General features: G+C 57.6%; 11 protein-coding genes, 1 tRNA gene and 1 riboswitch. All 12 genes read right to left on the bottom strand.

The features are described from left to right. Positions 1-190: 190 nt before the first annotated feature. The 12 genes from Q0336_RS06910 to Q0336_RS06855 all read right to left on the bottom strand — a co-directional run bounded on the left by Q0336_RS06910 (position 191) and on the right by Q0336_RS06855 (position 14,278). On the bottom strand, positions 191-1,525 hold the full coding sequence (locus Q0336_RS06910; RefSeq protein ID WP_298527013.1) for an NAD(P)/FAD-dependent oxidoreductase: 1,335 nt from the start codon (positions 1,523-1,525) through the stop codon (positions 191-193). A 205-nt stretch (positions 1,526-1,730) separates the two neighbouring features. Further along, positions 1,731-2,483 (bottom strand): methylated-DNA--[protein]-cysteine S-methyltransferase, encoded by a 753-nt coding sequence (locus Q0336_RS06905; RefSeq protein ID WP_298527010.1) that lies wholly within the window; start codon positions 2,481-2,483, stop codon positions 1,731-1,733. Continuing rightward, positions 2,476-3,147: a thiamine diphosphokinase gene (locus tag Q0336_RS06900; RefSeq protein ID WP_298527007.1), complete on the bottom strand. Its 672-nt coding sequence runs from the start codon at positions 3,145-3,147 to the stop codon at positions 2,476-2,478. Before Q0336_RS06900 ends, Q0336_RS06905 begins: the two co-directional genes overlap by 8 nt. A gap of 22 nt (positions 3,148-3,169) precedes the next feature. Then, complete coding sequence (gene pnuC, locus Q0336_RS06895; RefSeq protein ID WP_298527005.1) at positions 3,170-3,787, bottom strand: nicotinamide riboside transporter PnuC; 618 nt, start codon at positions 3,785-3,787, stop codon at positions 3,170-3,172. Between the two features lie 30 nt (positions 3,788-3,817). Further along, positions 3,818-6,088 carry a TonB-dependent receptor gene (locus Q0336_RS06890; protein WP_298527002.1) on the bottom strand — a complete coding sequence of 757 codons (2,271 nt, stop codon included), beginning with the start codon at positions 6,086-6,088 and terminating at the stop codon, positions 3,818-3,820. A 52-nt stretch (positions 6,089-6,140) separates the two neighbouring features. Further along, a riboswitch (TPP riboswitch) is annotated at positions 6,141-6,241 on the bottom strand. A gap of 98 nt (positions 6,242-6,339) precedes the next feature. After that, positions 6,340-6,421, bottom strand: a tRNA-Leu gene (locus Q0336_RS06885). A 267-nt stretch (positions 6,422-6,688) separates the two neighbouring features. Next, positions 6,689-7,405 carry an aminotransferase class IV gene (locus Q0336_RS06880; RefSeq protein ID WP_298526999.1) on the bottom strand — a complete coding sequence of 239 codons (717 nt, stop codon included), beginning with the start codon at positions 7,403-7,405 and terminating at the stop codon, positions 6,689-6,691. Continuing rightward, positions 7,372-8,319 (bottom strand): aminodeoxychorismate synthase component I, encoded by a 948-nt coding sequence (locus Q0336_RS06875; protein WP_298526997.1) that lies wholly within the window; start codon positions 8,317-8,319, stop codon positions 7,372-7,374. The genes Q0336_RS06880 and Q0336_RS06875 overlap by 34 nt, the downstream gene beginning before the upstream one ends. A gap of 171 nt (positions 8,320-8,490) precedes the next feature. Beyond that, complete coding sequence (locus Q0336_RS06870) at positions 8,491-11,433, bottom strand: thiol protease/hemagglutinin PrtT (protein ID WP_298526996.1); 2,943 nt, start codon at positions 11,431-11,433, stop codon at positions 8,491-8,493. 137 nt (positions 11,434-11,570) lie between these two features. After that, the gene (locus Q0336_RS06865; RefSeq protein ID WP_298526993.1) at positions 11,571-12,419 is read right to left on the bottom strand and encodes a S1-like domain-containing RNA-binding protein; all 849 of its coding nucleotides are present in this window, start codon (positions 12,417-12,419) and stop codon (positions 11,571-11,573) included. 7 nt (positions 12,420-12,426) lie between these two features. Beyond that, positions 12,427-13,755 (bottom strand): PDZ domain-containing protein, encoded by a 1,329-nt coding sequence (locus tag Q0336_RS06860; RefSeq protein ID WP_298526990.1) that lies wholly within the window; start codon positions 13,753-13,755, stop codon positions 12,427-12,429. A gap of 28 nt (positions 13,756-13,783) precedes the next feature. Next, on the bottom strand, positions 13,784-14,278 hold the full coding sequence (locus Q0336_RS06855) for a CinA family protein (RefSeq protein ID WP_298526987.1): 495 nt from the start codon (positions 14,276-14,278) through the stop codon (positions 13,784-13,786). Between the last annotated feature and the right edge of the window lie 4 nt (positions 14,279-14,282).

The following is a 14,282-nucleotide window of genomic DNA, read 5'->3' as shown; positions in this document are numbered from 1 at the left end:
TGGGTCGGTCGACCGACCTACCGTAGGTCGTCGAGGCGACCCACAGTAGGTTTCTGAGGCCGATCTTGTAGGGCTTGCTCCAGCCCGCTCTGTGAGGGGGTTTGCGACAAAGCCCTTCGCCCTCCCCGAAGTCATGCTGACGGGGGAGGGCGAAGGGCTGAAAAATTAAGGGGGAAGGTAGGGCTCGGTGCTAGTCGACGTGCGTGTCCTTGTTCTCCAGACGCTCACGGCGAGCTTCGTAGGGCTCAACGGGGACGTGGCGCTTGAGGATGAGGCGCAGGGAGCGGTCGTAGGTCACGTAGTTCCAGACCCAGTTTAGCAGGACGATGACCTTGTTGCGCACGGAGAGGATGGAGCGAAGGTGTACGACGAGCCAGAGGACCCAAGCGGTGAAGCCACCCCACTTCGCCTTACCGATCTCTGCTACGGCTCTGTTGCGTCCGATGGTAGCCATCGAGCCGAGATCTCGGTAGTGGAAGGTCTTCTCTTCACGACCTTCCTCACGGGCTTTGAGGTTCTTCGCCAGCAGTACAGCCTGCTGGATCGCTACTTGAGCCATCTGCGGATGTCCCTGAGGGTAGGCGGGATCTGCCGTCATGAGACATTGGTCGCCGAGGGCAAAGATGCCAGGATAGCCTATGAGTTCGTTGTGCCCGTCCACGAGCAGGCGCTTGCCTCGTCCCATGGCTTCGGGCGAAAATCCTTCGAGGGTATTGGCTACGATCCCACTCACCCAGATGACCGTCCGTGTATTCATCTTGGTCCCATCCCCGAGGGTCAAGACCTTGCCATCATAGTCGGTGACCATCGTCTGATGATGGATCTCTACGCCCATAGCCTCTAGACCTTTGGTAGCCGTGGCAGAGCTCTTCTCGCTCATCGCCATCAAGAGGCGGGGCGAGGCATCGATGAGGTGGATCTTGAACTGCTCCGTCTCAAGGTAAGGGTAATCCTTCGGTAGAACATAGCGCTTCATCTCCGCTAGAGCGCCTGCGATCTCTACACCCGAAGGGCCTCCGCCTACGATCGCCACGGTTAGGAGCGCTTCACGAGCCTCGGGGCTGTCGGATACGAGTGCCTTCTCGATATTCTGGAGGAGGACATTGCGAAGGTTCATCGACTCGTAGAGCGTCTTCATCGGGAGGCTATTGCGAGCGATCTGCTCGTTGCCGAAGAAGTTCGTCGTCCCTCCGCAGGCCAGCACGAGGTAGTCATATTCGACTTCCCCCACGGAGGTGAGGAGGCACTTGCGCTCGGGTGCTACCCCGATGACATTAGCCAGACGGAAGACGAAGTTCTTCTTCCTGCGGAAGGCTGCACGGAAGGGGAAGGCGATCGAACTAGGCTCCAGTCCCGACGATGCAACTTGGTAGATCAGCGGGGGGAACTGGTGGTAATTATGATGGTCGATGAGGACGATCTGGAAGAGACGAGCGTCAAGGTCTTGAGCGAGCTTGAGTCCTGCGAAGCCCCCTCCAGCGATGACGACGCGGGGAAGCGTAGACTGAGGTAAATTGATACTCATATGCAGCTATTGGATAATTCTTTCATTAAACGTGTAAGAGGAAAACAGACGATGTGTAAAGAAAGTTTACACTACTTGCTTCTTTCTCCTTCGTTCGTCCCCTGTCCAATAGCACAAAGCCACAGACCTCAGCTGCGCTTCATGTGAGGAAGCTTTGCTGTGAGATCTGTGGCTAGGGATGGAGCCTTGGTGGGCTCGGATGTGGCTAGAGTAGTTCGGGAGCGAGCAGAGCTGCCTTGAGCCCTGTCCCCCAGTGATAGAAGCCAATGGTATGTTCCTTGGGAAGGACTCGGTGGCAGGGGATGAAGGGGGCTAGAGGATTAGCACCAACGGCCGAGCCGATCGCTTGGGCAGCCTGAGGGAAGCCCAGTGCTTGACCGATCCTTTGGTAGCTGATACAGCTCCCTCGAGGTACGAGGAGCATCGTCTGCCAGACTGATCGCTGGAAGAGCGTGCCGATGAGATGAAGTGGGGGGAGAGGCTCTACCGTCGGCTCAGCTAGGTGCCTCATGGCTTGCTCCAAGATCGGGTGGGACTCTTCGTGGAAGTGCGCTACGTGCGGGTAGCTTCCGATGAGGCGCTCCCGTGCCTCCTCACGATCCCCGAGGGTAAAGCTGCTGTAGCACAGCCCGAGGGGAGTCGTCGCTAGAAGCAGTTCGCCGAAGCGATAGGGGAAGTAGCCGTAGTACAGCTCGCCCGTGTACCCATGCTCCATAGTGACTCGCCCTGTATAGTCCTCGAGAAGCTGGCTCGGGCACTGCTGGAGACGCTCCTGAGCAAAGAGCTCAAGGACATCCTCCATCGGGTGGGCATAGACCGCTTGGAAGGCTTCATCCAGTTCCTCCCTACTGAGCCCCAGACAGAGCTCCAGTTCCATGCTACTCGGGGGCAGTACCCCACGAGGATCGAGCTCACCAAGAGCCCGAAGGACGATCTCCAGTGGTGGAAGGCTAGACATTAGCGAGGTAGAGTAGGATGGGACTCGTGGTGTCGATGCTGAGGTGACTCGCACTGGCTCGATTGAGTGAGCCACACCAGAGCTGAGGCAGGGTGTAGTGCTCCAGAGGCCAGTGAGCCCCCCTCAGCGAGATGGGAGTCTGCTGGAAGTTGAAGACGGAGAACTGCTGTCCTAAGAGGATCTCTACCTCCGAAGGCTCCGTGAGGAGTAGGAAGTAGCCTTCGTCCGTGAGCATCACTAGGTCGCTGACCAGGTCGCTGTAGGTAGTCAGGAGACAGAGATTAGCCAGCAGATGATCTTCTCGCCCTCCACTTGCTCCGAGGAGCGTGATGGGGCGCTTCCCCCCCTGACTGTGGATGAACTTCATCGTCTTGGTCAGGTCGTTCGTATCCTGATCGAGGAAGTGATGGATCCGCCCCTCAAGGAGATCCTTCAGACCCGACGATACCGAATCCAGATCCCCCACCACGGCATCGGGGAGCTTGTCGGTGTACTGACGGAGTTTATTGACCGCTCCATCGCAGCAGGTGAGGCTGTAGCCTTCCTCGCCACTGCGCCAGCGGTCGATGAGCGCCAGCGGGGTAGGAGCCTTGGGGAAGGCTCCATTGGCGATGACGAGCGTCTTGGGTAGGTTCTCTTGGGTGAAGAGGGGATAGTAGCGCATAGGTAGAGGGTGGGTGGCTATTCTAGGGCTGGGTGGTGGAGGCAGGTGCTTTGTCGTGGGAGCGCATCAGACGACCCCACTTGCGGTAGCCGAAGAAGGCCGTGATGAAGTTCACGACATAGACGAAGGAGGAGATGTAATCCTCTGCTCCGTAGAGGGCGACGAAGCCTGCAGCGTTCGCTAGGATCCAGCAGAGCCAGTGCTGTCGCCACTTCCGTGCCATCCAGATCATCCCTATGATCGAGGCGATGGTCGTCAGTGCATCTGCCCAAGGGACTTGCCACTCGGGGATGAAGGGCTGCAGCTGTAGGAGACCGAGGTAACCCACGATAGCACCCAGACTGTAGACTAGTGCTGTGCGTGGGTTCATATCCGTGATCGGACGCTCCTCCGCTTCATCCCCTCGCTTGCGGAGCCATACGACCCAGCCGATGATGCTCGTCACGAGGTAGTAGATGTTGATGGCGAGCATGCCATAGAGACGGCTCTGCCAGCAGATGGGTATCCAGAGTAGAGGCAGGAGGATGCCCACGGGCCAGAGCCAGATGCTTGCTCGGTACTCTAGGTAGAGCCAGATCAGTGAGACTACGACGGTGACAAGCTCTAGAGGATGCGAGGAGATGAAGTGAAGGAGATCCATAGAGTAGGGTGTAGAGAAGGAGAAGGGTGCTTAGAGAGTGATCGTCGAGCCTATGAAGACATGGATGCCTGCCTGTGGATAGATGGACTTGGCCGACTGGATCGCTCCCAGCTTGTCGAAGGTGTAGTAGGCACTCCCGTTGCTCGCATACTTAGCGTCAAGGAGGTTATTGACCTGCAGGCTGAGTCGCCATGCCTTGAGGCTGCGCACAGGGAGGTCATAGCTCAGACGGAGGCTTGCTACATGATAGCTAGGTAGGCTACGATCCTTGCTCCCGGTATTGTCCAGATACTGCGCTCCGACATACTGCGAGGTGAGGGCTGCCTCGAAGGCTCGGTGGCTGAAGGTCAGGGTATTGCTCAGAGTGAGCTCGGGTGAATAGGCGATCGGCGTATCGGTATAGGTCGTCGCTACCTCCTCGTAGGTCTTGTCGCTCCAAGCGTAGAGGGTGTAGGACTTGATCTTATTGCGACTGGTCCCGAGGGCTAGATCCCAACGAAGGGCGGGTAGGATGAGCCAAGAGGCATTCACTTCGACCCCTGCACGGTAGCTCTTAGCGACATTCTCGCTGAGGTAACCGCCGACATCGCTCATCTTCCCGTTGAGGACGAGCTGGTCCTTGTAGTCCATGTAGTAGAGGTTGAGCCCTGCCGTGAAGGTGCGACTACGGAAGCCATACCCCAGTTCGTAGTCGGTGAGACGCTCGGCACGGGGATATTGGGCTTCGCTGACCTCGGTGTAGTGCTTACGGTTGGGCTCACGATGGGCTACAGCGACAGATCCATAGACATGATGCTGGGGAGCGAACTGGTAGAAGAGCCCTGCCTTAGGGTTGAAGAAACTGAAGGTCTTCTTGAGATCCATCTGCTGCTGCTTGCCTCCCGTGAAGTGATCGATCGATCCCTTGATGCGGTAGTCGATGAAGCGATACTGTAGGTCGGCAAAGAGGTTGAGCCCAGAGGCGATCTCATAGGAGGCCTTCGTGAAGCCTGAGAGGTCGGTCTTGTGTGCACGGTCCTCGTAGTAGCGCTCGTTGGGCTCTACCTGATAGGGATAGGGGGAGATGGGGGTACGCTCGCCGTAGTGATCCCCGACATAGTGGTTAGCAGAGAGCCCCGTGGTGAGTTCCAAGCGATTGGCTTTGTATTCTAGGGTGGCGATCCCGCCATAGAAGTCATTGTCGAGGTACTTGGTGCGAAGGAGGGTGATCTTCTTGACCTTTTGCTCCTTGCCGTTCTTGTCGAGGATGGCTTGACCATCGGCATCACGTAGGATGAACTCCTTCAGCCCATATTCCTTGAGCTTACGCCCCGTGCGGTACTCATCGGTGAACCCGTAGCCTTGGGTGTAGTGGGCAGTAAGGTTGAGGATGAGCCCTTCGCTGAGTCGCTGGGTGAGCTGTGCTTGCAGGTGGTTCTGCTCGTAGTTGTCGGTGTTGTATCGATAGCGGGCATCGGCTGGGCTACTCCCAGGGTTCATGTGCCCAGCGGAGTTGTAGCGACGGCCGTAGGTTGCTTCTTCGGAAGCGCTCAGCCCGTTCCAAGCGATCCCTGTGCGTTGCTTGCCACCGAAGGAGAGGAGCTTGAGGATGGTATGCTCTCCGAAGTAGCCTCCCTGGAGGAAGTACGAGGTGCCTTCGGTGCCACTACGGTCAATGTAGCCATCGGTCGTTGTCTTCCCTAGACGAGCTTCGAGGGCCCAGTGCCCAGCGATACGTCCCGTAGAGGCATGCACCTCACGACGGAAGGTATTGTAGGCTCCTCCGAGGAGGGAGAGGGAGGCCGTAGGGGTCATGGCGAAGTGGTCGGTGCGAAGGTTGAGACTTGCCCCGAAGGCTGCTGAACCGTTGGACGAAGTCCCTACACCACGTTGTAGCTGAGCATCCTGGATGCTGGAGGAGAAGTTGGGCATGTTGGCCCAGAAGACTCCTTGGCTCTCGGAGTCGTTGAGGGGGACCCCGTTGGTCATGATATTGATCCCTGCGGCATCGACCCCACGGACACGGAGGTAGGTGTAGCCGATCCCGATCCCTGGTTCGCTGGTGGCGACGACGGATGGGGTCTGCAGGAGGAGGTAGGGGACATCAAGGCCGAGGTTCGCCTTCTGGAGCTGTGCCTTCGAGAGGTTGGAGAAGGACATCGGCGTCCGAGCCGAGGCACGGGTAGCGGTCACTTGCACCTCTTCGAGGCGGTGCGTCTTGAGGCTATCTTGCTCGGCGAAGGTCGAGGCGGAGGCAGTGAAGGGTAGGGTAGCCGTAGCAGATAGAGCTACGACGGAGAGAAGGGTTTTTCGCTTCATCATACAATTACCGATTGGTACGAATTAGTAATGCAGAGCTGAAGGGGAAGGGTAAATATGGTAGATGAACAATTCCTACGCCAGTATGATCTGGATCAGGTCTTGAGGGTATCATCTCAGCTCACCCGAGGAAGGTGAGCACCCCTTTGTCCTTAGTTCTTTCGCTGGCAAAGGTACATCACTAAGCAGCATTTACCAAATGGATATAACGAAGCAAGCTGCCTACCTCTTAAGAGAGTAGACAGCTTGTCTTGTGCGGCTGAAGGGACTCGAACCCCCACGCCTCGCGGCATCAGATCCTAAGTCTGACGTGGCTACCAATTACACCACAGCCGCATGCTGTGCAGAGCTTAGCTCCGTAATTGCCCTGCAAAGGTAGGAATAAAATCTTATTTCGCCAAGCTCCTATGCGTCGGGGGCGTTTCTTCGGTTGCTTTTCCTTGACGGAGCTCGAAGCGTCGGGAGCTAGGCGCAGGAGGTGCTGGAATGGGGAACTTAGGAGCACCCTTTTTGCGACCTATGGTAGGTCGCTCTTACGACCTACTGTGGGTCGTCGATGCGACCTACCGTGGGTCGTCAAGGCGACCCACAGTGGGTCCCTTTTTACCCCCTCTGAAGGGTACTGGGAATAAGGGCTTCGGGAGGGAGCTTGATCGCTTCATCCAAGGGGAGGAGCGCATTGATGAGGAGGATGCGCCGAGCACTTCGGATCTTCTCCAGCGTCAAGGTGTCGTGCTCTTGGATGAGCCCTTCCTTCAAGAGGTAGCTTCGCTGTGTCCCCCGAAGGAGGGGACGTGTCGGGGTGAAGAGCCCTTCGTCAAGCTCCACCAACACATTGGTGTAGGAGGTATCGGTGATCGTCCCATCCGAACGAACGAAGAGGGGCTCTTCGTCCCGAGGCATCTGTGCCGTCACTCGATCGAAGAAGCTCCGATCCGCCCACTTGAGGCTGTAGTCAAAGTTCGAGGGGAGCATGACTGGGCGTAGCGCTCGCAGTATTCGTCGCTCGTAGGGGATGAGACGGATGGAGCAGATCTCGTGGAGATCGTAGCCTAGGGTGAGGCGGTAGGTAGCTTGGGGATCGAGCTGCTGGTGCGAGAGGAAGTGCTCCACCTTAGACCAAGGGGCAGGAGAACTAAGCTGAGCAAGGAGGGGGGAACATTCTACTTCATCCCGCCGAGCAAGCTCAGTCTCGAGGGAGTGTCGCATACGCTCCCGATGAAGCTCTGTGCGTAGGAGCTTCCCCGAGCGGAGCATGAGGGTCTCGATGAAGAGGGGCGTTCGCTCTAGCTCTGTGGGATGTAGATCTTCTGCAAACATTCGTGATACTCGTCTTCGCACTGACTATTGATGGTGATGCCTCCCCCCGAGCGGTAGAAGAGTTCGCCCGTGGGAGTCTCTTCGATGAAGCGGATGAGGACGGCGGAGTCTAGAGCTTCGCCATCGAAGTAGCCACAGACCCCCGTGTAGAAGCCTCGGGGGGTCCCTTCGGCCTCTTGGATGAGCTCTACGGTGCGCCTCTTGGGAGCTCCACTGATGGAGCCTGCGGGGAGAAGCTCTAGGATCAGATCGCCTAGAGCCAGCCCACGCTCTCGATCCAGAGTGCCGACGATCTCCGAACTCATCTGTAGCAGAGGACCCGACGAGGTGTGGAGCTCCGTCAAGTACTTGAAGCGACGTACGTGCACCTGCTCCGAGACCCGACTGAGGTCATTGCGCATCAGATCGACGATGGTATGGTGCTCACAGCCTTCCTTGTAGTCACTCCTGAGACGCTCTGCCGCCTCGGGTAGGCGAGCGTCGATCGTCCCCTTCATCGGATGCGTCGTCAGTTCGGATCCTCTGAGGGTAACGAAGCGTTCGGGCGAGAAAGAGACGAAGCGATGGGGTAGAAGTACCCGATAGGTAGCGCTCGAGGAGCAGTAGATGTCCTCTAGGCTAGCTTCGGTCTCGATGGGCGTGCGGAGGGTGAGGTTCGTCAGGAAGCTATCCCCCCGAGAGAGCCCCTCATGGATGATGCGGAAGCGCTCTTGGTATCGGGGGAGGGGCTCGGGGCTTGGCGTGAGCGTGATGGGGAGCTTCCTCCCTCGAGGCTCGGGTGTCCTAGCCGAAGGGAAGTCAAAGAAGATCGAGCCGTCGGGCTCGTGGAGCGGATCGGCGAAGAAGAGCCCTTCTTGGAGCTCGAAGTCAAGGACAAAGAAGAAGGGCTTCCCCAGAGCGGATGCTTCATTCATCGCTCGTAGGGTAGCCCTGACTTGGTCGCTAGGACAAAAGGGAATGTGCATGTGCTAGGAGGGAAGGAGAGGAGGCGAAGGGGGTGACGGGACTAGTCTCATCCTGCTCCCCACTAGAGGAGCAGGACGAGCTGTGCTCTGCCTTGCGAAGCGCATCTACGATCATCTCGATCAACGGGCGAGGCGGTGCGTCGCATAGTTTGTCCCGTCGAGGATACGCACGAGGTAGATCCCCTGCGGGAGAGTCCCTAGGGATAGGCTTGCCTTGGTCGTACCAGTGAGGGGCTGGAGGATGAGTCGTCTTCCCATCATATCGAAGACCTCTAGACGAAGGAGTTGCTTACCGACGACCTCGACACGGCTCTCGGTGGGGAAGTAACGGAACTGAGGCTGCGCCTCCTCTTCCTTGGGCTGAGGCTCGGGTTGAGGCTCGGGCTTGGGAGTAGGAGCTGGGTCAGGTGCGGGCTTAGGCTCAGGCTCGGGACTAGGCTGAGGCTCTGGCTTAGGCTGTGGATCAGGATTGGGCTCAGGTTGTGGCTGAGGAGTAGGCTCGGGCTCTGGCTTAGGAGTTGGGTCAGGCTCGGGCTTGGGAGTAGGATCAGGTTCTGGCTTGGGCTTGGGTGCAGGATCGGGATCAAGCTCCTCCCCCGTGGCAGGCCGAGTAGGGAGGATCTCCGGAGCAGGGGCTGCCTCTTCTTTTCGTCCCGTGATGAAGCTCACGTAGGCGGCTTGTTCGTCGGGTGCCCAAGCATCGTACACCTCTTCTCCTAGGGTCACTTCAGCTACGACACGATAGACCTTCCCCGAGGAAAGTCCACCGAGGAGCTGCTGCGTGAGCTCTTGGCTCTTCACTCGAGTAGTCAGCACGTAGAAGGGGGATTCGGTCTTGAGTGCCTGTGTCCCTATGAGGGTGCGACTACCCGTCGTAGGATCTTCGAGGTAGATGCGGAGCGTACCTAGATCCTTGCCGATTGGCTTGGAGGGAGGAGTCTTCACGCTCACCTCGAGGCGTGGGCTTGCCCCCTTAGTTAGGTCTACGGGGTAGCTCTTCACTTCCTGCCCCTTGGCATCGAGGATACGAATGTCGAACGCCTGTAGACGCTCGCTCATCGGAGCCGATACCGTGAGGTAGGTCTCCTGACTCAGCTGGTAGAGCTGGGTGGGATAGGTATTGCTTCCGTCCCCGTCCTTTACCTCAAGAGCTAGACGATAGCGCCCTGCTTGCATGTTCTCTGGGAGGGTAAGCGGAAGGTGCACGAGGCGGGTCTCCATGGCGGTGAACTCCATCTTGACGGGAGACGCTGCTTGGATGCCCTCGACAAGCTTGCCCGCTTCATCATAGAGGCGAAGGGTAAGCTGTGTGTCTCGGTTTGTAGCGGCAAGATGCTTGATGACGAGAGGTAGGCGCACCTCGTCACCAGGGCATAGCTTGCTCTGACGTAGCGGCTCCATGATCTGGAAGCCTCTATTGAAGCCATCTTCTTCGATCACCTCGACTTCGCTCTCCGTGAGGCGAAGGCCTAGAGTCGAGGCATCTAGGAACTCTTCCCAAGGGCCCCAGCTCCCATCCTCTTGGAGACGAGAGCTCATCGGACGGAGGGCATAGATACCTGCAGGTAGACCCGCTATATCTAGACGGTCTTTCTCCGCCATCTCTTCGCTGATGTACTGCCCATCGACCATCGAGCCGTAGAGCTTAACCTTGGTGAAGCCCCCTTCGCTGTGGTACTTAGATGGGTAGATACGGATGAGACGATCCTTCGCATCATAGAGGCCATAGCCATAGTCCCCAGTGAAGGAAAGCCCCTTATTAATGAAGCCTGCTAGCTCCACGTCTATAGATTTCTTACGAGCTCGCTTGAGGCCACCCGATCCGTGTAGGCGTAGTAGGGCTGAGGAGTGACTAGATATGCCCCCAGCTCCCAGTCGCTTCACTTCATCAGATAGTGGTGCTGTGCCCGAGCGCTTAGGGTGGGCAAGGATGATCTGTATGCCTTGGGAGAAGTTGACCTTACGCCCGCCGAACTCACTCCCTGACTGCCCTGGAGCGATGTGACGAAGCGAGTAATAGTTGTCGCTGTTTCCATCCCAGCCGAAGTTCATGTGGAATAGTCCTCGGGCATCCACCCCATCGATGACCCAAGCATGGCCAGAGAGCTTACCTCCACTTCTGCTCATGCCACTGATGTAGACGGGGAAGCCTGCTTCGAGCTCCTCCTTGATCAGGCGCTCGATGGTATTCATCCCTAGGGTAGAAGCCGAGAGCGCATTGGTAGCATCATACTTGAAGTAGGTCTGGAAGGCAGCAGCTGCCTGCTCCGAAGAGGTACTGCTGGCAGCAGGAGTGTAGCCCATGGATACAGATACCCCGAGGTCGGCCATGAGGTGGGCTACTGAGGTGAAGATCGGGTCATCGTCGGGACGTACACGGCGGTTGTTCCCCGAACCGATGTAGCGCTCATTATCTCCGTAGACGGGGCGCATATCGCTCCAACGATAGTGACTGGCAGAGAAGTCTCGGTAGCCAAGTTGCTTGTGTTCCTTTGATCCCATCCCCTCATTAGGCCACTTGTGGTAGTACATCACCTGTGCCATCGCCACGGCGACACACCCAGCATACATGTGCTGTTCATCTCCGTCGCTGTCGGTATAGGTCGGGGTATATAAGCTGTAGGGATGCCCTTGTCCCCAAGTGGAGCGTAGTAGCGGCTGGACTACCCGCCCATACTTCGGAGGATAGTCGAAGGCTCGTGCTTCTTCCTTGGGCTGAGCTTCGGATAGGGGCTGATCAAGAGCGGAGAAGAGCTCCCGTAGAGGCTGGGGCATACGCTCCAGATCGAAGTTTCCTCGGTGACCGTAGCCGATGATCGCACCTCTGGTGTCATCCTTGGCAATGAGAGCAAAGCCCCCGTCTCCCCCTACATTGTATATATAGTAATGGGAACGCTCGGTAAGCTGGAGACTGCTGAGACTACGAGCAGAGCCCTTGCCCGTACTAAGGACTTGGCGTGCGAGCTGGTGGGCTGTCGCACGATCAATAGGCTTAGCAAGGGCTGTCTCGGAGAGAGCTATGAAGGAGAGTAGTAGTGTAAGGTGGCGTAGGAATCGATTCATCGTGTCGGATTAGATGGTGAAGTCAGAGAGGTTTCCCCCAGGGTAAGCTAAGGTAAGCCCTTGCCTAACTGCTAGGGCGATGGGGGAAGCTATAAGTGTATAGGAGTGGAGGGACGAAGCAGACGAGCGAGGAGGAGTTAGCGCTTCCGCACTTCGGTCGGGGAGAGGGTGACAAGGCCAGCCTTGTAGAGAGCGCCTAGGACCATCTTGAAGGTCTTCTTGCTCATCCCCGTGAGGCGCATGACCTCATCGGCAGGGCTCTTGTCCCCGATGGGGAGATGTCCGCCGTGCTGGTCGATGAGGGCAAGCAGTCGTTCCTGCTCACTATCGACCTTCTGATAGCCTACGGGGGTGAAGGAGAGGTCTACCTTGTTGTCCTCCCTGAGGCGGATGACGAAGGCTTCGATCTTCTCCCCTCGCTGGAGCATGCGTGGAGCTGTGTCGCTGTAGAGGAGGCCCCAGTGGCGATTCTCAATGACGCAGCGGTAGCCGAGCTCGTGCTGCTCGGTGACGAGGCAGGAGACGCTTGAGCCTGGAGCGTAGTCGGCGGGCGTGTTGTCTAGGTGCTTGGAGAGGCGTGCTGAGCCTACGATCTTCCCGCTAAGGGTGTCGACGTAGAGGTAGACGACGTAGCTGTAGCCCTCGAGCATCTTGGAGGCTTGTTCACGGAAGGGGACGAAGAGATCCTTGTGTATCCCCCATTCAAGGAAAGCTCCAGCTTCCGTCACCGAGCTACAGCGCAGATAGGCCACTTCCCCGACTTGAGCCAGCGGAGTGAGCGTCGTAGCTATGAGGCGACCTTCGTTGTCTTGATAGACGAAGACCGAGACGAGGTCACCTACCTGAGCACCTGCGGGGAGGTAGCGCAAGGGTAGGAGAATGTCTTGTATCCCCCCGTCTAAGTAGGCCCCGATAGAGACGAGGCGAAGGATGGGGAGTGACTGTACTCGCCCTAGCTGATAGGTCGATATGGGCTGTGTATCCATGGGGTAATTATTCGGGGATAAACGTGGATTCGTCTCTGAGGATGGGCTGGATGCTGAGCGTGTAGCGCTCTCCATCACGCTCGACCTCGAAGCTTAGTTCTGTCGTCTTCGTGTTATCGACATAGGGACGGAAGGCGAAGAGGTAGCTGAAGACAGCTGCGTACTTCTCTCGATCAAGCGCCTTCCTGATACTGCCGTAGCTGTTCTGAGACCAAGCGTGTTGCCCTGGGCTGTCCTTTAGCTGTACTCGGTGCTTGTAGGTGTCGGAGAGGAAGTCTCGGTACTTCTCGGAGTGTGCCTCTAGAGAAGTGAGGGAAAGGGCCTTGCCTCCGATGCGGAGGATGCGGTCGCCTGAGCGTAGACCTGCCTTGAATGCCGGAGATGCATCTTCCACGTCTGCGATACGGCTGAGGTCTTGCTTGTCGTAGAGGATCCCTGTGTAGAGGTAGCGGCGTGTGTCCCTCTGGTAGGAGGGGTGCTCCTGTGTCGGTACATAGGGGAAGGCATGCAGGAGAAGAGGAAGGACCTCCTGAGTATAGCGATCCATCGTAGAGGCAGTAGGTGCTAGCTCCATACTCTCAGATCTCCAGACGATGTCCTCGGGATTTGCCGAGCGTGTCATTTGTAGCTGGAAGTGAAGACCCGCATTCCTATCTAGGGTGTAGAGGCTCTGGATGATGAGGTCGGGATTGCTCAAATTCTGCTTCAGACCACGTGCCTCTAGCAGAAGGGCTATCTGACTGTAGAGCGCATTGTCTAGGTTCTTGTCATCCGAGGATGAGGGGGCAAAGGCAAAGGTCTTAGCTTGTGACCAGTCGAAGCTAGGACTAGACGAGAAGGTGAAGGGTAGGGTAACTTGAGTAGACTCTTGATCCTCGGGGCTGTAGCCTCCGAAGGCATGAGCCAGTTCACGCTCACTTAGTGCGGTGCTGGACTTGCCACTGGGGTGAAGGAGATGGATCAGAGAGCCTGCTCCTGGGCGAAGGACGACGAGTAGATGCTGGCTCTCGGGGCTCTTGAGTAGCTCGTCTACCTGCTCTTGTGTAAGCCCAGCGGTAGAGATCCCATCGACCTGCAGTAGGATGTCTCCAGCCTGAAGCCCGCCGAGGGCTGCAGGGCTATGCGGACGGATGGAGGTCAAGACGGGCAGTCCCTTTCCCCAGCCCGAAGCCTCTCCGACACGGAAGCGTAGCCCTGTATAGTACAGAGTCTCTACGGGCTCCATAGAGGGCTCTTGGGCAAAGAGCCCAAGCCAGGAGAAGAGGGGGAGCAGTAGCGTGAAGCCTAGCCGAGCGATTAGACGGCGCATGCTCGGGGTACGATGGGGCTGTCGCATGATCAGTATCGATTAGGGGTGATGGTTGTTAGGGGTGAGCTTCGAGGATCTCAAGGGTGAGCTTTAGGGCTTCTTGGATAGCTTGGTCGATGTTCTCCTCTCGGCTCCCTTGGAGGTGGAGCGTCTTGGAGCGGGTCTTTAGCCCCGTGGGACTATGGTAAGCTACGGCGATACACACCATGCCTACGGGATGAAGGCTATCGCCTCCCGCAGGCCCAGCCACACCCGTCGTCCCGATGCCTACCTCGGCATGAAGGCGCTGAGCTGTCCCTACGGCTAGGGCCTCGGCGACCTCAGGGCTGACGACATGGTAGGTCTGGATCAGTTCGTCTGGGACACCTACGAGCTCGGTCTTGAGCTCCGTTTGGTAGGCGACGATCCCGCCCTGGAGGTAGGAGGAAGCTCCAGGTATCGCTCCTAGAGCGGAGCAGACACCTCCAAGGGTACAGCTCTCAGCGGTCGCTATGTGTAGGGATCGCTGAGTGAGTAGCTGAGCAAGGCGGGAGCGGGTAGAGGAAGTCATAGTA

This window comes from uncultured Porphyromonas sp. (assembly GCF_938039215.1).
GTDB lineage: Bacteria > Bacteroidota > Bacteroidia > Bacteroidales > Porphyromonadaceae > Porphyromonas.
Note: the sequence above shows the minus strand (reverse complement) of the source record. Positions and strands in the feature narration are given on the sequence as shown.

Bases quoted from the DNA above. Each gene is read 5' to 3' on its own strand.
- Q0336_RS06890 (WP_298527002.1), bottom strand. From the start codon at position 6,088: ATGATGAAGCGAAAAACCCTTCTCTCCGTCGTAGCTCTATCTGCTACG.
- Q0336_RS06860 (WP_298526990.1), bottom strand. From the start codon at position 13,755: ATGCGACAGCCCCATCGTACCCCGAGCATGCGCCGTCTAATCGCTCGG.
- pnuC (WP_298527005.1), bottom strand. From the start codon at position 3,787: ATGGATCTCCTTCACTTCATCTCCTCGCATCCTCTAGAGCTTGTCACC.
- Q0336_RS06865 (WP_298526993.1), bottom strand. From the start codon at position 12,419: ATGGATACACAGCCCATATCGACCTATCAGCTAGGGCGAGTACAGTCA.
- Q0336_RS06880 (WP_298526999.1), bottom strand. From the start codon at position 7,405: ATGTTTGCAGAAGATCTACATCCCACAGAGCTAGAGCGAACGCCCCTC.
- Q0336_RS06855 (WP_298526987.1), bottom strand. From the start codon at position 14,278: ATGACTTCCTCTACCCGCTCCCGCCTTGCTCAGCTACTCACTCAGCGA.
- Q0336_RS06900 (WP_298527007.1), bottom strand. From the start codon at position 3,147: ATGCGCTACTATCCCCTCTTCACCCAAGAGAACCTACCCAAGACGCTC.
- Q0336_RS06875 (WP_298526997.1), bottom strand. From the start codon at position 8,319: ATGAATGAAGCATCCGCTCTGGGGAAGCCCTTCTTCTTTGTCCTTGAC.
- Q0336_RS06905 (WP_298527010.1), bottom strand. From the start codon at position 2,483: ATGTCTAGCCTTCCACCACTGGAGATCGTCCTTCGGGCTCTTGGTGAG.
- Q0336_RS06870 (WP_298526996.1), bottom strand. From the start codon at position 11,433: ATGAATCGATTCCTACGCCACCTTACACTACTACTCTCCTTCATAGCT.
- Q0336_RS06910 (WP_298527013.1), bottom strand. From the start codon at position 1,525: ATGAGTATCAATTTACCTCAGTCTACGCTTCCCCGCGTCGTCATCGCT.